The 20,996-nt window shown below is 51.4% G+C and carries 15 protein-coding genes and 5 pseudogenes; 16 read left to right on the forward strand and 4 right to left on the reverse strand.

Annotated features, from left to right (window positions below):
* Positions 1-51: 51 nt before the first annotated feature.
* The 3 genes and pseudogenes from IPG80_RS09585 to IPG80_RS09595 all read left to right on the forward strand — a co-directional run.
* A pseudogene (locus tag IPG80_RS09585) lies at positions 52-1,123 on the forward strand (penicillin acylase family protein); the annotation flags it as partial.
* Positions 1,078-2,375, forward strand: a pseudogene (locus tag IPG80_RS09590) (penicillin acylase family protein). The pseudogenes IPG80_RS09585 and IPG80_RS09590, both read left to right, overlap by 46 nt.
* 16 nt (positions 2,376-2,391) lie before the next feature.
* Entirely contained in the window at positions 2,392-2,814 is a 423-nt protein-coding gene (locus tag IPG80_RS09595; protein ID WP_345105753.1) for a hypothetical protein, read from the forward strand.
* Positions 2,815-2,917: 103 nt separating this feature from the next.
* Here IPG80_RS09595 and IPG80_RS09600 read toward each other — a convergent pair whose 3' ends face one another.
* Positions 2,918-3,451, reverse strand: a complete 534-nt coding sequence (locus tag IPG80_RS09600) for a DUF3592 domain-containing protein (RefSeq protein ID WP_345105756.1) — start codon at positions 3,449-3,451, stop codon at positions 2,918-2,920.
* Between the two features lie 228 nt (positions 3,452-3,679).
* On the opposite strand from IPG80_RS09600, the gene IPG80_RS09605 reads away from it, so the two are divergent.
* Entirely contained in the window at positions 3,680-3,925 is a 246-nt protein-coding gene (locus IPG80_RS09605) for a hypothetical protein (protein WP_345105759.1), read from the forward strand.
* A gap of 159 nt (positions 3,926-4,084) precedes the next feature.
* On the opposite strand, the gene IPG80_RS09610 is transcribed toward IPG80_RS09605, so the two are convergent.
* Entirely contained in the window at positions 4,085-4,648 is a 564-nt protein-coding gene (locus IPG80_RS09610; RefSeq protein WP_345106038.1) for a DUF3592 domain-containing protein, read from the reverse strand.
* Between the two features lie 106 nt (positions 4,649-4,754).
* Here IPG80_RS09610 and IPG80_RS09615 point away from each other — a divergent pair, with 106 nt between their 5' ends.
* The 9 genes and pseudogenes from IPG80_RS09615 (at position 4,755) to IPG80_RS09655 (ending at position 13,663) form a co-directional block, all read left to right on the forward strand.
* Positions 4,755-5,363: a TetR/AcrR family transcriptional regulator gene (locus tag IPG80_RS09615; protein ID WP_345105762.1), complete on the forward strand. Its 609-nt coding sequence runs from the start codon at positions 4,755-4,757 to the stop codon at positions 5,361-5,363.
* A 471-nt stretch (positions 5,364-5,834) separates the two neighbouring features.
* The gene (locus tag IPG80_RS09620; RefSeq protein ID WP_345105765.1) at positions 5,835-6,986 is read left to right on the forward strand and encodes an ABC transporter substrate-binding protein; all 1,152 of its coding nucleotides are present in this window, start codon (positions 5,835-5,837) and stop codon (positions 6,984-6,986) included.
* A gap of 64 nt (positions 6,987-7,050) precedes the next feature.
* On the forward strand, positions 7,051-7,983 hold the full coding sequence (locus IPG80_RS09625) for an ABC transporter permease subunit (protein ID WP_345105768.1): 933 nt from the start codon (positions 7,051-7,053) through the stop codon (positions 7,981-7,983).
* A pseudogene (locus tag IPG80_RS09630) lies at positions 7,980-8,776 on the forward strand (ABC transporter permease subunit). The gene IPG80_RS09625 and the pseudogene IPG80_RS09630 overlap by 4 nt, the downstream one beginning before the upstream one ends.
* Positions 8,777-8,789: 13 nt before the next feature.
* Positions 8,790-9,837: pseudogene (locus IPG80_RS09635) on the forward strand (ABC transporter ATP-binding protein).
* Positions 9,838-9,911: 74 nt separating this feature from the next.
* Positions 9,912-10,997, forward strand: a pseudogene (locus IPG80_RS09640) (2-aminoethylphosphonate--pyruvate transaminase); the annotation flags it as partial.
* A gap of 163 nt (positions 10,998-11,160) precedes the next feature.
* On the forward strand, positions 11,161-11,988 hold the full coding sequence (gene phnX / locus IPG80_RS09645; RefSeq protein WP_345105771.1) for a phosphonoacetaldehyde hydrolase: 828 nt from the start codon (positions 11,161-11,163) through the stop codon (positions 11,986-11,988).
* An 82-nt stretch (positions 11,989-12,070) separates the two neighbouring features.
* Positions 12,071-13,291, forward strand: a complete 1,221-nt coding sequence (locus IPG80_RS09650) for an FAD-binding oxidoreductase (RefSeq protein ID WP_345105774.1) — start codon at positions 12,071-12,073, stop codon at positions 13,289-13,291.
* Positions 13,292-13,393: 102 nt separating this feature from the next.
* Positions 13,394-13,663: a hypothetical protein gene (locus IPG80_RS09655; RefSeq protein WP_345105779.1), complete on the forward strand. Its 270-nt coding sequence runs from the start codon at positions 13,394-13,396 to the stop codon at positions 13,661-13,663.
* 222 nt (positions 13,664-13,885) lie between these two features.
* Here the strand turns inward: IPG80_RS09655 and IPG80_RS09660 are convergent, their stop codons facing one another.
* The gene (locus IPG80_RS09660) at positions 13,886-15,001 is read right to left on the reverse strand and encodes a M14 family metallopeptidase (RefSeq protein WP_345105782.1); all 1,116 of its coding nucleotides are present in this window, start codon (positions 14,999-15,001) and stop codon (positions 13,886-13,888) included.
* 52 nt (positions 15,002-15,053) lie between these two features.
* On the reverse strand, positions 15,054-16,502 hold the full coding sequence (locus IPG80_RS09665; RefSeq protein ID WP_345105785.1) for an SLC13 family permease: 1,449 nt from the start codon (positions 16,500-16,502) through the stop codon (positions 15,054-15,056).
* Between the two features lie 1,176 nt (positions 16,503-17,678).
* Between IPG80_RS09665 and mvaD the strand changes: the two genes are divergently transcribed.
* The 3 genes from mvaD to IPG80_RS09680 all read left to right on the forward strand — a co-directional run bounded on the left by mvaD (position 17,679) and on the right by IPG80_RS09680 (position 20,964).
* Positions 17,679-18,554 (forward strand): diphosphomevalonate decarboxylase, encoded by an 876-nt coding sequence (gene mvaD, locus IPG80_RS09670; RefSeq protein ID WP_345105788.1) that lies wholly within the window; start codon positions 17,679-17,681, stop codon positions 18,552-18,554.
* A 286-nt stretch (positions 18,555-18,840) separates the two neighbouring features.
* A complete protein-coding gene (locus IPG80_RS09675) occupies positions 18,841-19,959 on the forward strand; it encodes a M50 family metallopeptidase (protein ID WP_345105790.1) in 1,119 nt (372 codons plus the stop codon).
* A 3-nt stretch (positions 19,960-19,962) separates the two neighbouring features.
* A complete protein-coding gene (locus tag IPG80_RS09680) occupies positions 19,963-20,964 on the forward strand; it encodes a HEAT repeat domain-containing protein (protein WP_345105793.1) in 1,002 nt (333 codons plus the stop codon).
* The last annotated feature ends 32 nt before the right edge of the window (positions 20,965-20,996 follow it).

Raw genomic sequence — 20,996 nt, forward strand, 5'->3', positions numbered from 1 at the left:
ACATTAACGTCGCGGTACAAGGAGTCTCCCATGCGCCTCTTCAAAAAGATCATGACCTACCTGCTTCTCTTCCTCCTCGTCCTCGCCATCGCCGCGCCGACCTTCGCCTACCTTGGCGTGATCCGCCCCGCCCTGCCGCAAACAGACGGCGAACTCGCCCTCGATGGTCTCAACGCCCCCGTTAGTGTCTACCGCGACGCGAGCGGCATTCCGCACATCGTTGCCGAGAACGCGCATGACCTGTTCTTCGCACAGGGTTTTGTCACCGCACAGGATAGGCTCTGGGCAATGGAAGCCCAACGCCGCGCCGCGCATGGAACCATCAGCGAGATCATCGGTGAACGCGGCGTGAAAAATGACACCATGATGCGCATCCTCGGCATGACCGAATCCGCCGAAGCCGATTGGGGAGACTCTCGACGCCGACACCCAAGCCGCTCTCACCGTCTATGCGGACGGAGTCAACGCCTTCATCACGCAAGCCGATGGCAACCTCCCCGCTGGAATTCAAAATTTCGGCATCACTCCCGAAGCGTGGACACCGATTGATTCGCTTGTCTTTGGCAAACTCGTCGCTTGGGGCTTGAGCAACAACTACCAGGACGAACTCATCATCAGCCAGTTGACCCAATCTCTCACATGGGAAGAAGCGCTATCCATCCTGCCCGATTACCCGGGTCCCGATGTCATCCCCGACGCCAACGCATCTATCTTTCCTGAAACTGCCAATGCCATGCTGGCGTTTCAACGCGATTTAAATATCACGCCATTGACCAAACCCGATCAGGGCAGCAATGCCTGGGTGGTGGGCGGAAGTCACACTGAATCTGGAATGCCGCTTCTGGCAGGTGACCCGCATCAGGGACTTTCGATGCCCACGCTTTGGTATGAAGTCGGTTTGCATACGAAGGACAATCAATACAATGTCGTCGGCGCATCGTTACCCGGCTTGCCCGGTGTGGAAATTGGTCACAACGCAAGCATCGCCTGGGCAGTCACTAACGCCCGCCCCGATGTGCAAGACCTGTTTATCGAAACCCTCAATGAGGACGGCACACAATATCAATTCAAGGATGAATGGCAGGACATCACCTTCCGCGAAGAAATGATTCAAGTGAAAGATGCCGCGCCCATCACGGTCAACGTCCGCACGCATCATGGTCCGCTCATCACAGACGCTACCCCGACAGTCAACAAAATCTCGCGTTACGTTGGACGGGACTCGATCAGGGACGTCCGCTCGCGCAAGCCATCATCCAACTTAATCAAGCCGCCAATTGGGACGAGTTCCGCGCCGCACTTTCGCTCTGGCAGTTGCCCGGCATGAACTTCGTCTATGCCGACACTGCGGGTAACATCGGCTTTCAGATGTCGGGCGCGGTTCCTGTTCGAGCGGAGAACAATGTCTATGGTCTGCAACCCGTTGACGGGTCGAATGAAGCGCACGAGTGGACGGGCTTCGTCGCCTTCGATGAACTTCCCTCCGCATTGAATCCCAGCGGCGACTTTTTCGCATCCGCCAACAATCGCCCCGCCGGTGTGGACTATCCCAACTTCCTCTCGCATTATTTTCAGCCGCCCTACCGCGTGGCGCTCATCAGCGAGGCTATCCGCGATTCGCAAAACGTAACCGCCAATGATTTTGCTGCGCTTCAAGCCAGCGTTTACAGCGACCTCAACCTGCAAGTGGCGCAGGCAATTGCAAACGAAGCCGCACCGCAAACGGATTCTGAAAAAGCCGCCATTTCTCTTTTGAAGGATTGGGATGGGGATATGTCCCCCGACAGCGCCGCCGCCGCGTTGAGCGAATCTGCCTTGTGGCATGTACTGCGCCTCACGCTTAACTCGAAGCTGGATTCTGCTTCGACAGACTCGTACCTCACCCTGGCAGGATACCCGTCCATGTTCCTGCAAAACTTGCTTGATGACCCGAATCATGTTTGGTGGGACGGACGCCGCGCCGAGATGATGAGCGCCGCGCTCTCCGCCGCTGTGACAGAACTTGACGGGCAAACCTGGGGAGACGTTCACACCGCACACCTACGCTCATCCGTTGGAGCGTCGCCGCGCTCGCACCCATCTTCAGCCGCGGCCCCTTCCCCACCGGCAGTAACTGGAACACCGTCAACAGCGGAGCGTACTACGCCGATAAACCCTACGCCATGACTCTCGGTCCCGCCTATCGCATTATCGCCGACCCCGCCGATTGGGACGCTTCGCGCTCCATCATCCCCAGCGGGCAATCGGGTCAGCCGTTCAACCCGCATTACGATGACCAGATCCAGCAATGGCTGGCGGTCGAATATCACACCCTGCCGTTTAGTTTGGATGCAGTTGAATCGGCGGCAGTGACTACGTTGAAATTGATTCCATAACCGAAAGAATAACACGATGAAAAAAAACATTTCCGGCATTGCTGCACTAATTTTTGTTGCCATTGCAGGGTATTTTATTTACGAAACCCGACCGCCCTCGCAGGACGCACTCACACAGGAAACAGCGCGGGTACTGGCTGTCACAAAACAAAAGAATTGGTGGTATGAAGCCAGTATCCAAACCCAAAGCGGAGTCGTGCTCACCTGCCGCGCGAAGAAAAACCCGAATGCGTGGGCAAGCCGCTGTCCAGTCATAGAGTTGGAAGGGCTGGTGGGGCAGCCTGTTACAGTCTGGTACAACCCTGACAGGCTCTATGTCATCGAACATGCTGGCGTGGAACTGATGGGCATGGAACAACACCAAAGCGCGCAATATACTGCCTGGGGCTTGGCGGCTCTGGTATTGGTGATGGCGCTAGCCGCCCTGTTCTTAATGTAAAGCGAAATTTATATCGCGCCACCCACATCTGCAAATAACACCTTGCCTTCCAAAGAATCTTATGAAGCCCTCGCAGGGGCTTCATAAGATTCTTGATGGATTATCACGCATCGAGTGCATCCAACATTCCCTTCACGCCGCCGTACCCAAACAACACAACAAACGCCACAATTATCAAAGTCAACGGGATGGAAGAAAGGGGCTCTGGTTTCAAATCTGCCTTGATGGCTGAAATCTTTGGGTCAGACGCCACGTACAGAATTTCAATCGCTTGTCCGACCTGGTATCTAAAATAGAGGTCGGAGCGAACTTCCTTGGTGGTCTCAAAATGGGCAGGTGAACCATTAACCAACGCTGTGTATTGATACACAACATAAAAATAATGGGATTTACGTCTTGAAAGGGGGTTTGGTTCATTATGTATTTTTTTGGTAATGACCCCAGCAGCCGTGATGCCTTCACGTTTTAAAAGGTTGTATCTCATTGTGTTGTTAAAAAATGCAATCATTGTCAGAGCCAGAACAGTCAGGCTAACTCCTACGTAAATCAGTCCCAAAATAAAACTGCACCTCCTTCCGCTCGATGAGTTTTGGTGATTTTTATGTTGGTAGGGTCTATCTTGTTTCCGCGTATCCATGTGTTTTTCCTTTTATTGAAATTCTTCCGGAATTATTGACGCTTTTTTTGTCGCGGTGTAAAATAACCGAATTGAGTTCAGTTATTTTACACTATATCATGGAATTTACTTCTCCACATAGACAAACATCACAGGGCAATTGCATTTGAAAGCTTCAAATGCAATTGCCCTGCGGAATAAGTAGTAGTGTGAATTATTTAACCAAAATCTATATTAAAAGAGGTAGCTGTGGACGAATTTTTCTTGCGCGCAAGTTTGGTAACTATGATATTCGGTTTTTTGGTAATTACCATTGGGTCAATCTGGTTTTATGTAGAAGCCTTCAAGGAAGGCATAGGCTGGTTCCTTGCCTGCCTGTTCCTTCCCTTTGCACCAATTGTATTTTTATTTATGAAGCCTGAGAAAGCATTCTGGCCTACGGCAATAATTTTTCTCGGCGTATTCTTCTTCTTTATGGCGAGGCTTATGATTTGATATTCCCCTAATCATCGCCAACAGACTGTCTGGTCAACCGACACTAATCGGTAGCGGTGAGCACACTGCACTTGACCAGTGCCATCTTGAAGCCGTACTCAACTCAATCACGCAAAAACGCCCCGGTAGTATCCACAAATCCTTCGGGTGGTTATGCAATCAAGAACCGCGCTGGGTGACGAACTCATCATGGAGGGTCGTCAAACCACTATACCCAAACCATGCAGCGCCCACCGCGCCTATCAGCAGCATTAGGATAGAATTGTCAGGAACTACTCCCAGACCGGCATTGACGGCGGAAATCTGTGGGTCAGACGCAGCGTATAGAATTTCAATTGTCTGCCCAGCCTGATATTTTTTATAATACGAAGATTGGGGAATTTGATTTTCTGATTCGAATTGGGCAGGCACCCCATTGACCATTGCGGTATATTTATAAGTAATGTAATAACTATGCTGGTCAGACTTCAAAAGGCGCTCAATTTTCAGATGTCTTTTTCCGGTAATTACCCCGGTGGCTGGAACGCCTTCCCGCCCCAAGAGAATATATTCCGCAGGATCGCCAATGAACGCGACAATACCCATCACCAGACAGCCCAAGCCAAGCCCCATATATATCAGACCCATAAAACCAATGAACCATCTATTCGACCTGGGGATGCGGCTTTTCTGATTGTGTTGGCTGCCATATTTATATTTTGTAGGATCATCCAGAATATTCAGGTACTTTTCCTTTTATCGAACTTGCGCCAGGATTAATTGACGCATCCCTGATTGCAGTGTAAAATAACTGAATCTTATTCGGTTATTTTACCATGAGAAAAACACCATGCCCAAACCTGATGTCAGTGAACAACGAAAGTCCAAAATCCTTGCTGTAGCACGCGAGATATTTTCACGCAAGCCGTTAAAAGACGTGAAAATACAAGACATCGCTCGCAAGGCAAGGTTAAGTGTTGGCGGTGTGTATTGGTATTTCAAAAGCAAGGATGAGATCATCCACGCACTGCTGATGCAAAACGCGGAAGTAAATATCGCCGCCCTGAAAACACTCAGCGAAGTGGATGCTCCTGCTATTATGCGTCTGCAGAAATTCTTTGAGCAGGTGCTGGCTTCCACTGAAGACCTGTCCGAACTCTATCTCACGGGCGCAAAATACCAGTCAATGTCCAGCCCAACACCGGAGACCCGTGCCGCCATGCAGCGGATTGCCGCCGGATATCACAGCGGGCTTGAGGCGATCATCGAGCAGGGGATTGCGCGCGGTGAGTTTGTGCAAGTCAACCCGCAGGATGCGACCACAGCCCTGTTGGGTGCGTATGAAGGGCTGATGTTGTTATGGGTCATGTCGCCAGACACCATGCGCCTGAAAGAATCCATGCAGGTTGCCGCGCAGTTGTTGATGGCGGGGTTAAGTGCAATAAAAGAAAAAAAATAGAACGTCTTTCTGAAACCCATCAAGTTCAAACCGCACTGAGGTCTACCCTCCTTGTCCTCATCTTTTTAAGTCGTGGCGTGCATTACATCAGCACTTAGTCGCATTTGCGGATGGCGGAATTGCTGCAATTAGATAGATTGATTGTAATGTTACGATATTTTGAAAATAGTGGATCCCCTGATCTTTCATGTGATTTATCAATTAATGCAGCAACGTATCACTACATTGCTGCATTAAAAGGAGTGGATGCGCACGCCAGTTGCTGTGCTTATTCAACAACTGGATGATTTCACTCCTTGCTTATTTTCGCACCAATATTCCGCCATTAAGGTTATTAAATTGTTATGAGGGGTTAATATTGCCGGAATGTTTTTTATTTTCCTTAACTTGAATTTAGCAAATCATAAATACACCATTAAGTTCTCCTTTGTATGATGAAGCAGTATTTCATAAACCCAACAAGGAGAAAATATGTTGAAGAGATTTACCTTTCAGGTGGTTGCGCTTTTGGTTGCTGCCACTCTCGTATTGAGCGCCTGCGGATCTGCCGGTGGCTCTGCCAGTAATGTGGATTGGAACACCGTGACCTCCGCCGAACAAGGCGGCGGTATGGATGCCTTGATCGCCGCTGCCAAAGCCGAAGGCGAATTAAACGTCATCACCCTGCCCAATGACTGGTGTAACTATGGTGTGATGATGGAGACCTTCTCCACCAAGTATGGCATCAAGGTTAACTCCCTCCTGCCCGATGGCGGTTCTGCGGACGAACTCCAAGCGATTATCGACAACAAGGAAACCAAAGGTCCTCAGGCTCCTGATGTGATTGATGTGGGTCCTGCGTATGGTCCTCTTGCCAAGGAACAGGGTCTTTTGGCTCCCTACAAAGTTGCAACTTGGGACACCATCGTTGGCACCAAGGACGCTGACGGCTTCTACTATGTGGACTACAACGGTGTGATGGTGCTCGAAGTCAACTCCGACGTTGTGACTGACATCCCCACCTCCTACGCAGACCTTAACGATGAACAGTACGAAGGTCAGGTGGCTCTTGCTGGCGATCCCCGCGCTTCCAATCAGGCTGCCCAGTCTGTGTATGCGGCTGCGCTTGCCAACGGCGGCGACCTCGACAACATTCAGCCCGGTTTGGAATTCTTCAAGGAATTGAACGAGAAGGGCATTCTGCTCCCGCTCATCGCTGACTCCGGTCCGATCGCCAAGGGCGAAACCCCCATCACCTTCCAGTGGAACTACCTCGCCGCTGCCAACAAGGACAACTTCGCTGGCAACCCCAACATTGAGATCGTATACCCGACCGATGTGAACTGGGGCGGCTTCTACCTCCAGGCGGTTAGCGCCTACGCTCCGCACCCTGCGGCTGCCCGCCTCTGGGAAGAATTCCTTTATTCAGATGAAGGTCACTTGATTTGGATGGAAGGCTACTGCGCTCCTGCCCGCCTCGCCGACTTGAACGAACGCGGTGTGGTTCCTGCTGAACTTCAGGCGAAACTGCCCGATCCTGCGCTCATCGCTGCCTCCGTTGTTCCTTCCGGTGACCAGCTCAGCGCCGCCCGCGAACTCATCAAGAATGAGTGGGACAGTGTCGTCGGTCTCGACATCAAGTAATCCAATTTAATAACTTCTGTAACGTGACCCAGTCAATTATTTTGGCTGGGTCACGCCTTCACTTATGGCTCAAACACTAACTCCTCCTGTAGTTCCCGTAAAAAAAAGCATCTGGGAACGTCTCTCCGAAACGAACTGGATCGGGCTGGTTCCCTTTTTCGCTTTAATTTTTTTCTTTCTTTTGCTTCCATCCACCAACCTGCTTTTGAAGTCATTTCAAGACTTTAATGGGAACTTCACACTCAGCAACTATGCGGTAATGCAAAACCCCTACGTCATTAAGGCATATAGCGTGAGTTTGCAGGTCAGTGTCATCACTTCAGTGGTGGGAGGGGTGTTCGGATTTTTTGTAGCGTATGCCATCACACTTGGAAACACCCCCAAGTGGGTGCGAAATTTTCTGATGACCTTTTCGGGTCTTGCCGCCAACTTTGGCGGGGTACCGCTGGCATTTTCTTACATCGCCACCCTTGGGCGGACGGGTTTCGTTACTGCGATCCTCAAATCCATTTGCTACCCTGATGCAACTGGCGCGCAAGTTTGTCCGTTCAACCCCTATGATAATGGCTTCAACTTATACAGCATGGCTGGTTTGGTATTGGCATACACCTACTTCCAATTCCCGCTCATGGTGCTCACCATCACCCCCGCGCTCGAAGGTTTGAAAAAAGAATGGCGCGAAGCCTCGGCAAACCTCGGTGCAAACTCGTGGCAATACTGGCGGGATGTGGCGCTGCCCATCCTCACACCTTCCATTCTCGGCGCCACCCTGCTTTTGTTTGGCAGCGCTTTTGGAGCTTATGCCACCGCCTATGCATTAACCGGCGGCAGTATCTACCTCATCACAATTCTCATTGCCCAACAAATTCGCGGCGACGTATTGAACAATCCCTACGAGGGCTACGCCCTTGCTGTCGGTATGATCGTCATTATGGGTGTCACCATTCTGGCGTATAACGTTTTGCAGCGCCGCACATCGAGGTGGTTGAAATCATGAAGAAACCTCGTTTCGATCTCTGGTCTGTCTTTTGGGCGATTCTTGCCCTGCTCTATTTTTTCATCCCGCTTTATGGAACGCTCGATTTTTCCCTGCGTATGAAAAAGGGTGAGATCAGCCTGCAAGCCTATTCCATCGTTTTATCTGACCCGAAATTTCTGAGCAGTTTTCAGTACTCGATCATCATGGGCATTATCTCGGTCACGCTCAGTGTTTTGATCTTTGTGCCAACGGTGTATTGGTTGTACCTCAAACTACCCAAGGCGCGCCCGCTGGTGGAGATCATCACCATTTTGCCGTTCGTCATTCCTGTCATCGTTTATGTGTATGGCATTAACACCACCTTTGGACGTCCGCCCTTCCGCATGACTTTAATGCCTTTACCACTGATATTCTAATGGTCGGTGGATACATCATCCTCTCCATGCCGTACATGTACCGCGCCATTGATGTGGGCATGCGCACCATTGACGTCCGTACGCTGACCGAAGCGGCGCAAAGCATGGGCGCGAGTTGGACGAAAATTCTCATCGACGTTATTTTCCCAAACCTGCGCATTGCCATTCTGAGCGGATCATTGATCTCCTTCGCCACCGTCATTGGCGAACTCATTCTCGGCGACTTCCTGCTTCGTCCGGCGCTGGGACCCTATATGGCGGCCGTCGGACGCGATAAAGCCTTCGAGCCTGCCGCGCTTGCCATCATCAGTTATGCGCTGACCTGGATAAGCCTGGGCTTGATCCAATATTTCAGCCGGGGCAACTCCACACAACGCCAATTGACCGGACGCTAATCTTCGAGGAATTATGAGCTATCTTGAACTGACCAATATTCACAAAGCCTTCGGCACATCCGTCGCCGTGGAAAATTTCAACTTGAGCGTGGAGCAGGGAGAATTTATCTCCTTCCTCGGACCGAGTGGCTGCGGCAAGACCACCACTCTGCGCATGATCGCCGGTTTTGAAGTCCCCACTTCAGGCTATATCACCATCAACAGCAACGATCTCACTTATCTTCCGCCTAATAAACGCAATGTCGGCATGGTTTTTCAATCTTATGCCTTGTTCCCGAACATGACCGTTGCCGAAAATATCGGCTATGGTTTGAAGATCGCGGGCAAGAACAAAAGTGAGATTGCAACCCGAGTGGAAGAAATGCTCGCGCTCATTCATCTCGAAGATTATGGGAAGCGCTACCCGTTTCAGTTATCTGGCGGACAGCAGCAGCGCATCGCACTCGCCCGGGCTTTGGCTTTCCAACCCCAGGTTTTACTTCTCGATGAGCCGCTTTCCGCGCTCGATGCCAAGATCCGCGTGGAACTTCGTATGGAGATTCGCCGTATTCAACAAACGCTTGGTATCACCACCATTTACGTCACGCACGATCAGGAAGAAGCGCTTTCGCTCTCTGACCGAATCGTGGTGATGAGCCAGGGAAAAATGGAGCAGGTGGGAACGCCCAGCGAAATTTATAACTTCCCTGCCACAGAATTCGTTGCCAAATTTGTCGGGCAGATCAACTTGATTCCAGTGGACGCTCATGAGCCGGAAGAAGGCTTTGTAAAAGTTGGTTCACAAGTGGTACGGACGGCAAAGTATGAAATTTTTGGATAACAAGCCGCTTCGTCTCGCCGTTCGACCTGAAGAATTGAACCCCGGTCATCTCGATGGCGCGAACAACCTGAGCGGCAAAGTGGATTCGATCACTTATCTTGGTTCCATCGTCCGTATCCGCGTGGATGTGGAAGGACACCCATTTTCACTGGATGTCTTCAACGAACGCAAGTTGAAAATACCGGTGGTGGGTGAGCAGTTTCAAGTTAATTTCCCAGTGGATGCCTGCTGGATTTTGTAGGAGCAATCATGTCTATGTTCTTAGGATTGGACGTCTTAGGTTCGGATATTCCATCCTAACGCGATAAAACGCTTTTTACGCCGGGTCCCCTCAACACAAGCGGACCCACCAAGCAAGCCATGCTGCGTGACCTCGGCTCGCGGGACACGGAATTCATCGAAGTTGTAAAAGATGTGCGCTCGCGTCTGGTGGGTTTGGGCGATGGGCATGAAGAATATACGTCCATCATTATGCAGGGCAGTGGAACCTTTGGCGTGGAGTCAATTCTCTCGTCCACGATCCCACAGGACGGCAAACTGCTGATCCTCATCAATGGCGCGTATGGTGAGCGGATGTTGAAGATCGCGAACATTCACCGAATACAAACTGTCAGCTTGAGAACTGCCGAAGATGACGTACCAGACCCGAAGTCCATGAGAGAGGCGTTGGAAGCTGACCCGGCGATCACGCATGTGGCGGTCGTCCATTGTGAAACGACGACCGGCATCATCAATCCCATTGAAGAATATGGGAAGATCGCCAAAGAGTTCAATAAAATTTATTTTGTAGATGCGATGAGCAGTTTTGGCGCGTATCCGGTTAACTTGCGTGCCTGCAATATTGACTATCTGATCTCGTCGTCGAATAAATGTATCGAAGGCGTGCCTGGCTTTTCGTTCATCCTGGCGAAGATCGAAACGCTCAAAGCGACCGAAGGCTTTGCCCGCACACTGAGCCTTGACTTGTACGCCCAGTGGAAAGGTTTGGAGAGTGATGGACAATTCCGCTTCACGCCGCCCATTCATGCCATCCTTGCTTTTCGGCAGGCGCTGCTTGAGTTGGAAAAAGAAGGCGGCGTGAGCGCGCGCGGCGAACGCTACAAACGAAATTATGTCATCACACTTTCGGCGATGGAGGCGATGGGCTTCAAACCCTATTTGCACGCTGAGAAGCGCGGATATATCATTACGTCGTTCTATTATCCCGCGCACCCGAATTTTGACTTTCGCAAGTTTTATGAGTTGTTGAGTGCCAAGGGATTTTTGATTTACCCCGGTAAACTCAGCCATGCGGATTGTTTTCGGATTGGGCATGTGGGGCGATTGGGTGCGTCGGATGTGAAAGGCTTGATGTCTGCGATTCAATCTGTCTTGAAGAAGATGGACATTAAACTAACGTAGGGCGGGATTTATCTCGCCCAAAATTTTGCAAAGCGACATGAATGTCGCGCTACACAAAAATAAAATCAAACTAACGTAGTGCGAGATTTATCTCGCCCAAAAAAATGCAAGGCGACATGAATGTCGCGCTACTCAAAAATAAAATCAAACTTACGGAGCGATTATGTTTACCTATCAACGCACTTACATTGGCAATGTGCAAGCGGTCATTTTGGATTGGGCGGGTACCACCGTGGATTTCGGTTCATTCGCGCCGACGGCGGTTTTCCTGCGTTTGTTTGAAGAACGCGGCGTGACCATCACCGCTGCCGATGCGCGCTCTGGCATGGGCTTGATGAAGAAAGATCACCTGCGCACGATCCTTGCGCGTCCGGCTGTGGCGGCGGCATGGGAAGCCAAACACGGCGCTCCCGCCTCGGATGCCGATATTGACAGTCTCTTTGAATCATTTGTGCCGATGCAAATTGCAGTAGTGAAGGATTTTGCCGAACCCATCCCCGGCTGTTTGGAAGCCATTGAAGAGATCCGCGAACGTGGAATCAAGATCGGCTCGACGACGGGCTACATCCGTTCGATGATGGATGAACTGATGCCCGTTGCCGCAGAGAAAGGCTACGCGCCCGACTCTACCGTCTGCCCCGATGAAGTTCCCGCGGGCAGACCTTTCCCGTGGATGGTGTATCAGAACATGATGAACTTAAATGTCTTTCCCGTGGAAGCCGTGGTGAAAGTGGGGGATACGCTTGCGGATATCGAAGAAGGTCTAAATGCAGGTGTGTGGACGGTGGGGCTCTCGCAAACCGGCAACCTGATGGGTTTGACCGAAGAAGAGTTCAATCAACTTTCGGATGATGAACAGGTCACCGCGCTCGAAAAAGTGGAAGAGCAGTTGTACCGCGCTGGCGCTCATTACGTCATCGAAGGCATTTGGGATCTGCCCATCATCCTTGATGAGCTCGAAGACCGTCTGGCAAACGGCGAAAGACCGTAATTTTCCACCACGAAGGAGACAAAGGGTCACAAAGGAAAATCTAAAAAACCTTTGTGCACCTTTGTGGTGAAGAAGAGTAAACATGAAATCATACGATGTGGTGATCATTGGCGGCGGAGTTCTTGGCGGGGCTGTCGCCTTTTATTTGGCGAAGCGCGGCGTGGAGAATATCCTTCTCCTTGAGCGCAACAGTATCGCGCAAGGCAACTCCAGTTTGGCGGCGGGTCTGCTCACACGCGGACGTTTCAAACCCGCCCTCATTCCAATGGTCTTGGAAACCTATCAAGCCATTCGCGAAGTGGAGTCAGTCACCCGTCGTTCATTGAACGTGCGTCGAACTGGCTGCTTGTATGCCGCCGTTTCCCCAGAACATCAAAAAAATCTGCGTGAGCTCGCCACCATCTCTACAGAACGTGGACTCAAAGTCGAATGGCTCGACACCACCACCGCCGCGCACCTCCTGCCGTGGATGCGCCTGCCGCGTGATACCAGCGTGGTCTTCATGCCCGAAGACGGTTACGTGGATGGCTACACTCTCGCCAGCGGCTACATCAAAGCGGCGCATGTGCTCGGCATTCAAGTTCGTGAGAATACAGCCGTTACAGAAATTATCCGACGCGGCGATCAGATCATCGGTGTGAAAACTACCAGTGAGAATATCCATGCCAATATTGTGATCGATGCGGCGAGGGTGTGGGCGGGTTTGCTCGCGCATGAGATCGGCATTGGACTGCCGATGGCGCCCATCCGCAGTCATTATTGGATCACCGAACCGCATACGCAATTTTCGCCGGAACAGCCTTTCGTCATTTTGCCCGATGCGCGCGCCTACGCCCGTCCTGAATCCAACCGCCTGCTTTTCGGTTTTCGAGAGCGCGAGTCTGCTTCGGTACATCCTCTCGATCTGCCCGACACGATGGACGGTTTCACTTTCAAACAAGATGCGAATGGCTGGCAAACGCTCATGGAAGGCGCGCCCGATATGAGCCTGTATTTTCCGCTCATCGAACAGATCCAGATTTCAAGTTATGTGCGCGGCTTGTCGAACTACACGCCTGACGGAAATTTTGTTTTAGGGGAATACCCCGGCGTGAGCGGATTCATCGCCGCCACCGGATGCGCCGGAGCAGGCATCGCCATGTCTGGCGGCATTGCCCGCCTCATTTCTGACCTTGTAACTGGTCAGCCACCCTTTGTTGACCCTGCGCCTCATCAGATTCACCGCTTCGGCAAAATAGACCCAATGAGCTATGAATTCATTCAATTATGTGCGGATGCCAGAGCAGGAAAGCTGACAGGGTAGGATTCTTGTACCAGGTAGGTTTGAACTCAGGGGATAGTATTGTTAACGTTTCAAAAGACCTCTGGAATCATTGTAAAATAGCTGCACAGAAAGGACTAATTTATGACGACAACTCTTGATCATTTTCGAAATATTAATAAAGGGGATCAAATTTCCCTGGTGCTCGCTGGGATCATTGTGGACGGAACTTTTGATGGGTTGGAGGGTGATTGCGTTGTGTTGGTAGATGCAAAATCTTCCATTATTAAAAAGAAGAACTACACCTTGAAAATCCCTGTTGAGAGTATTTACGCTTGGGGCGAGAAACAGAAAAAAGAGAAGAAAAAAGACAAGAAGAAAGATAAGGAACAAGAACAGGAACAGTCTGAATAGCTTTTTAGCAATAAAACTTACTACGAGCCAAAATCATTCGATCTAAGAGGTGTTGGTATTGACTGCTCCACCTCTTCTTCCAATCAGAAATTGACAACCTGCCATGATCAGATGGACAGGTTGTTTTTATAAGAGTAGTTCATTACTTATATCTTGAATGAAGATCGACCGCGACTACTCAGTAAAGGTGATAAACAAAGATTGCATGATACAAAGCAAGGGTTACAAAAGGTTATGCGCTTTTAAAATCCCCTTAAATGCCAGCCTGCCATCCATCTGCGCTTTTTTGCGCCATTTAGCTTCAGAGGGCAGGAACATTTCCTCATAATCTGCAAGGATTTCTTTTTCCGCCCGCGGGCTGACTGCGCCGTGATGACGAAGTTGATTTTCCAAAATGGTCATTTGCAAACTACGCAGGAGTGCGGGCAGGGAGTCGCCATAGGTGCCAAACTCAAATCCGCAGGCAAAGACGTTCTTACTTGGGAATTCGGCATCGCGCAAACGATAGATGTATTCTCCCATATCACCGCTGATGGCGTAGAACTCGTCTGCATCGATCTTTTGTACCAGCGGATAGTTGAACTTTCGCATCGCTTCGGACGAGGAAGTTGGGTCGAGCGGCGGGATAATGACCGACATCTGATAGCGCGGACCGTAGCCGGTGTGAATATCCACCTGAATGAAATTTTGATACTCCGCCAGCGCCTGTCGATACAGCTCCATCAAGACGATGGTCTCTTCTTGATATTCCATCCCGCCGTAGTAAACGCCTTGCGCATCGCGGTGTTGACCGAGTAGAGTCGCTTCTTGTACCTTTGCCTTGCCGGGTGAGACCATGTAGCGGATGGCGTTTGCATAAAAGGGAAGCGTCTCTGCGCTCAAGCTACGCACGGGATGATCTGGGCTAAGGAAATCCAGAAGTGTGTCGTAGGCTGGGTTGATCTGCGGGCTAAAAACCCCATCGTAGATGAAGTTGCGGTTCAGGTCAACGTGATTTGAAGTGACGCGCTTGTGATGTTTCATTCCCCATGGATTGATGGCATGTACAAGTAACAACCCCGTGGTTTCATGGTTGATGTGTGGCGCGAACTCATCCATGAAGAGTTTCAACATTGCCGAGCCGACATAGCCTTCAATGCCATGTTCGGCGGTGGAGATCAGCACGATGTTTTCTTTTTTGTGCGGTTCTGCCCATAGCCAGTCTATGCTCAGGTCGGGGAAGTTCTTGAGCCGATGCGCTTCCAGACGGGATGAAGCCCACATGGGGGCAAGCCGCTCACAGTCCAGAAGGAAGCGCGCGCGTGAGGCTTCGTAGGATTCGGAGAATAGAGAGTCCATAGAGTTTGAATCTTTGCCAGCGTAGAATCTTGCTAATAGAAAGAAGAAAGTATTAGAACGGTCCGAAGTTGATCGCCACGGCAACGCCCAAAAATGCAACGGTCGCAAGGATGACCCATAGCCAAAGTTTGGCTGTCCAGCGCAGCCATTTGGGGTAGCTGACGACGGTCAGTCCGAGGCTGATGAGCAGCACGGGGTTGGTGGGGTAGGCGAGGTTGGAGAAGCCGTCACCGAAGATGTAGGCGAGTACGGCTGTCTGGCGCGTGACGCCGATAAGATCGGCAAGCGGCAGGACGATGGGCATCATCAGGAAGGCTTTGGCAGAACCCGATGCAATGAAAAACTCAATACCCAGTGCAAGCGCATACACGACGACAGCGGCAGGGAATGCGCCAAGTTGTTGGAATGGGTCAGCCGCGGCATGCAGGATGGTATCGGTTGCGCCGCCGCTGTCTATGATGAAGCGGATGCTGGCTGCCATGAGGATCAATGGAACCGAGGGAGCGAGTCCGCCCCAGCCTTCGATGAGTCCCTGCCAGACGGTCTTGCTGCCTTTGCCGGAGAGGAAGCCCGCGCCCAGCCCGCCAATGAGGAAGAGAATACCGACGAGGGGCAGGGCGTAATCAGAGATGGCGGGAACGAACGGACCGGCAAGCATGGTGATGAAGATGATAATGACGAAGATGCCGAAGAAATTCATGGCGCGGTTCTGCTTTGGGTCTTCTTCGATGAAGGACGCGTCCATGCTTTTATACTTTTCGCGTTCGGCTTTGTCTTCGTCATGCACGAGCGAGGCTTTCGGGTCTTTGTCGATCTTGCGCGCGTACGCCGAAAGGAAAGACGTAAAGATGAGGTAGATCACGGCAAAGATGATAATGCGCAGCCATGCGCCGGAGAAAAGCGGCAAGCCTGCAAGCTGTTGTGCCACACCGAGCGTGTACGGGTTGGAAATGGCGGCGGAGAATCCCATATTAGTGGCGAGGATGGACATGCCCAAGCCGACTAGCGCATCCCAGCCGAGGGAATAGGAGAGCGCGATCATTACCGGGACGAGCAGCACGACCTCTTCGAAAGTGCCGAGAGTCGCGCCGAGGAACATGAACGCCAGCGAGACCATCCACAGCAAGGTGTATTTCCGTCCGCTGAAGCGCCGCACGATGCTGCCGATGAAGGCGCGTAAGGTGCCGGTCTTGTCCATCACGGCAAAAGCGCCGCCTGCGAAGAACAGAACGATGATGATGACGATGACGGTCAATCCGCTTTCGCTGCCGAGGACTTCGAACGGTGCCACGAACCAGCGCCAGACCGGATAATCGGGTTGGTCGATGAATTGGAAGGAAGCGGGGTCGATAGTTTCACGTCCATCCACTTCGACGCGGGTGTATTGCCCGGCGGGGATCACGAGAGTCAAAATTCCGGCAATCATCATCAATACAAATAAAATCACCAGTGATTGAATGAACGCTCGCCGACTGATCTGCGCACCTGCTTTTTGTTCCATAGGGAGGCTCCTTTGTGGAGTAATAGATATGGGCAACTGTACCACATCTGCAATTTACGGAATGTTAAGATGTGCTTTGGTTTCATCCAGTTTTGGCGATTAAAAATAAATGCTTATTCATGGTTCACAAAGCTGCTGATCTCAGTCAGTATTTTTTCTACAAGCAGTTTCCCTCCATTAATTACGGTGGTTGATGATAACTGATAAGGATCAATGACTGATATGGTTACGCCAAAGGTAATGCAGATAGGCGATTTGATTGGTGTCCTGAAGAATGAGCGCCTTTAAGTATTGATGTAGGAAAAGAACAGCAAATATAATTTCCATAATAATTCTCCTAACATGACCCATATTCATATAGCTGGTTGGGCAGGATGAAATACAACAGGCGCGTAAGAAATAATAATTTTACGATTTGACGCAATATGCATGTACTATGTGTTTGGAGTTCTCTACGGATTGTAAGGGTGACCTTTTAATGGTGTTTGAAGTCTGGGTTATCGTATGATTAAGGATTTACGCTGGTCGTATTGGCGAGATATTCCCTCATGGTTTGAATTTGCCGGCTAATCTTCCATTTGCACTAATACCCACTGCCGCCTTTTTCAACTATTTAAAAGATCACAGATCGTCACGTAGATGGTTGTAATACAGAAATTTCCAACATGGTAAACTTGAAGCCTGCCATATTAGCGCAAGCGGATCATCTTTGGCCCGGGGGGGGGGGGGGCCCCCCCGCCCCCGCCGGCCCCCGCCCCCCCCCCCCCCCCCCCCCCCCCCCCCCCGCGGCGGCCCCCGACCCGCCGGGGGGCAGGACCCCCCCCCCCGCGGCCCCGGCCTATCTTAGCCGGAAGCGCCGCCCCCCCCCCCCCCGGCGGCCCCCCAGGCAAGGGACGGCGTTCGCCGCGGGGGGCCCCCCCCCCGCGGGGGGGTCCGCGGCGGAAACTTCCCGGGCAAGCGGCGTGGCGGGTTTGGGATTTTATCTCCCTCTTTGGCGGCACCCGGCCGATTTCCACTGGGCGCCATTGTTGAAATAAACTACTAGGTTTTAACTCAACGGCTGGGATAATTTCACATGGTAAACTTGATTTGTTCTGAAGCCTGCAATATTGCGCGCGACCGCCAGTTTTGTGCTAAGTCACCCTACAAACCACCGATTTTCAACGAGAATTTGCCATGAAACCCTCTTCTGCCACTGCCCAAGCAAACCCAAATATTGCTTTCATCAAATACTGGGGCAATCGCGATAATGCCCTGCGTCTTCCTGTAAATGGGTCCATATCCATGAATTTGGATGGATTGTTCACTCGTACAACTGTTTCATTTAATTCTGCTAAAACGGATTCGTTGACGATTAACTCCACACCGGTGACGGGCAAGGGGTTGGAGCGTGTTTCGTATATTCTGGATATCGTGCGAAAGATGGCGGATATAAATGAAAGAGCCGAAGTGACCAGCGAGAACAACTTCCCTGCCGGGGCGGGAATTGCCTCTTCGGCGGCGGCGTTTGCGGCGCTGGCGGTGGCGGCTTCCAAAGCGGCAGGACTTAACTTAAGCGAACCCGAACTTTCTGTCTTGGCACGGCGCGGATCTGGTTCCGCTTCGCGTTCGATTCCGGCGGGATTTGTGGAATGGCAAATGGGCAAGGACGAAGCTGATTCGTATGCGTTCTCTATTGCACCGGCTGCACATTGGAATTTGGCGGATTGTGTTGCCATTGTGAACGCCTCACATAAAAAGACCGGCTCTACGGAAGGTCATGCCATTGCGGGGACGAGTCCATTGCAAGAGGCGCGTGTGGCGGATGCGCCGCGTCGGATCGAAATTTGTCGTAATGCGATATTGAATAAGGACTTTGAAGCCTTCGCAAATATCATCGAACACTCCGGACATGATGCATTCTGTGATGATGACCTCGAAGCCGCCGTTGATGTATTGGCAGGCTGCAACATTGGAGATTTTTCATCAGGTTCGCGAATGGCGCGCCAGTGGACTGCCCGTGGGCTATACCGTGGATGCGGGAGCGAACGTCCATGTGCTGTGTTTGGGTGAGTACAAGGCAGAGGTTGAGAAACGCTTGCGGGAGATTCCCGGTGTGAGTAATGTTTTAGTTGCCGGGGTAGGGGGGGCAGCGAAGGTGGTGTAGCCCGCTTTGCGGGCTTTGTAGGAATAGCGCGGGGGTTCCATCCCCGCGTGGGGGTGCGGGGAGAAACAAACCGTCAGAAAACAGAAGCAGGCTCGAGCGGGGAAGGAAGCGGGGAAATTCATCTTAGAAAAGATTAACGCATGCAAGATATAATCACCTCACCGCGTCTTATCGCGTGAAAGGAATCTAACAATGGAATTTGGATTTTTATCGCTGGTCATCTTTTTCTTCGCCCTTGGCGGGATGATCTTCGTTCATGAACTTGGACATTTTATTGCTGCGCGTTGGGCAGGGATCGAAGTGGAGGAGTTTGGCTTTGGGTTGCCGTCCTATAAACTTGCCACACTCTTTATATGGAAGGGGACTGAATTTACCGTTCATGCCCTGCCATTGGGCGGTTTTGTACGTCCCAAAGGCGAGAATGACCCGAACGTTCCCGGCGGGTTTGGGTCTGCCAGCCCGTGGAAGCGCCTGGTTGTTTTGGTGGCAGGTCCTGTGATGAATCTGTTAACGGCGATCGTTGTCTTTTCAGCGCTGATCGCGTATGAAGGCGTGCCGCAACCGGGCAGTGTCAAGATCGATACTGTGGCAGAGAATTCACCTGCACAGCAGGCAGATATCCAACCTGGAGATATTATCGTTTCGATCAACGGACAGACCGTGGATGATATTCAGCCTGCCATTGATATCATTCGCGCAAGTTTGGATACGCCCGTGGAGATGGTTTTGGATCGTAATGGCGAGACTGTTACCATCACTGCCACGCCGCTTTCTTCGCGGACTTCACAGCAGGGTGCGCTTGGGGTGGGGCTTACCTACCCAACACGCCCGGCTACGTTTGTTGAGAGTATTTCCGGTGGTGCTTCGGTGACAGGATTACAGGCGGCTGCCATTGTGTATTTACCGATCGCACTCATTCAAGGCGTTATCGCGCCAGACCAGGCACGTTTGGTTGGTTTCAAAGGCATTTACGACCTGTTCAATTTCTCTGTACAGGAAGATGTCACCAGCCGTCAGGAAGCTGCCCAAGTGCAAACTTCCGGCGGAGGCGGGGCGGCGCCCAAGCCGACGAACTTTACACTCAATCTCATTGGCGTGTTGAGCGTTTCACTTGGCGTGTTTAATCTTTTTCCCATCCCCGCTCTCGATGGCGGACGCATTCTATTTACGCTGCCTGAGATCTTTTTCAAGAAGCGCATCCCTACCGAATGGGAGAATATGGTCAATGGAATTGCCATGCTCCTGCTGATCGGCTTGATGTTGTTCGTCAACATCATGGACTTTGTTAACCCCGCACAACTTGTTCCTTAAACTATGGCTGAATTAAACTTTCAAACTGTTCTCGATCACCTGCTCGACTCGAAAAAAGAGATCCCGCAGGGTCACATGCAATATTATTCTGACCTCGACCCGAAGTCACTGCGTCTCTTTCTGGATGTATGGAGCAGCGTGCCGCAAAAACGCAAACTGCTCCTGCTCGATACGCTGGCTGCGCATCTCGAAGAAGATACCATCGTTTCATATGAAGATATCGGGAAGTCACTATTGACCGACCCGGATGCGGAAGTCCGCGCCCGTGCAATGGGACTCCTCGCCGAATCAGACGACCCCCGGCTTGTGGATACACTTCTGAAGATATTCCAAGCCGATAGCGACCTCGCTCCGCGCCTGAAAGCAGCCAGCCTGCTTGGTGAATTTGTGTTGATGGGCGAGTTGGAAGAACTCGACGAAACCCGTTTGCGCAAGATCGAAGACGCTCTTATTGCTGTCATCCGCAGTGACGCGAATCCGTCTCTGCGCCGCGCTGCTGTGGAAGCCTTCGGCTATTCCGGGCGGGATGAAGCGGTGGCGATCCTTGAATCGGCGTACGAGCGTGAAGATCCGCTTTGGGTGGCGTCTGCCCTGCGTGCCATGGGACGTTCCCACGATAACCGTTGGAATGAAAGCGTGGTCAGCAAGTTGCTGGACCCCGATCCGCGCATCCGTTTTGCGGCGGCGGAAGCGGCAGGTGAACTGAATATCGAAGAAGCGGCGCCGATCATGTTGAAAATGCTAGAAGATGAAGAAGAGGATGATACTGTCACCATGGCGGCGGTTTGGGCGCTCAGCCAGATCGGCGGCGACGATGCCCGTGCCTACATTCTCAGCCTGATCGAAAGCACAGATGATGAAGAAACATCCACGTTTCTTGAAGATGCCCTCGAAAACCTGGATTTCAACGAGGAGTTGAACAAGTTTGACCTGCTCTCTCTCGATGAGGATGATGACCTCAGTGAATTCGATGAAGTCGAATTTGATGAAGAGGATGATACTTAAAATAAAAGACACTCACCCGCATAGGTGAGTGT

Origin of the sequence: Candidatus Villigracilis vicinus (assembly GCF_016702885.1) — a bacterium.
GTDB classification, from domain to species: Bacteria; Chloroflexota; Anaerolineae; order Anaerolineales; family Villigracilaceae; genus Villigracilis; species Villigracilis vicinus.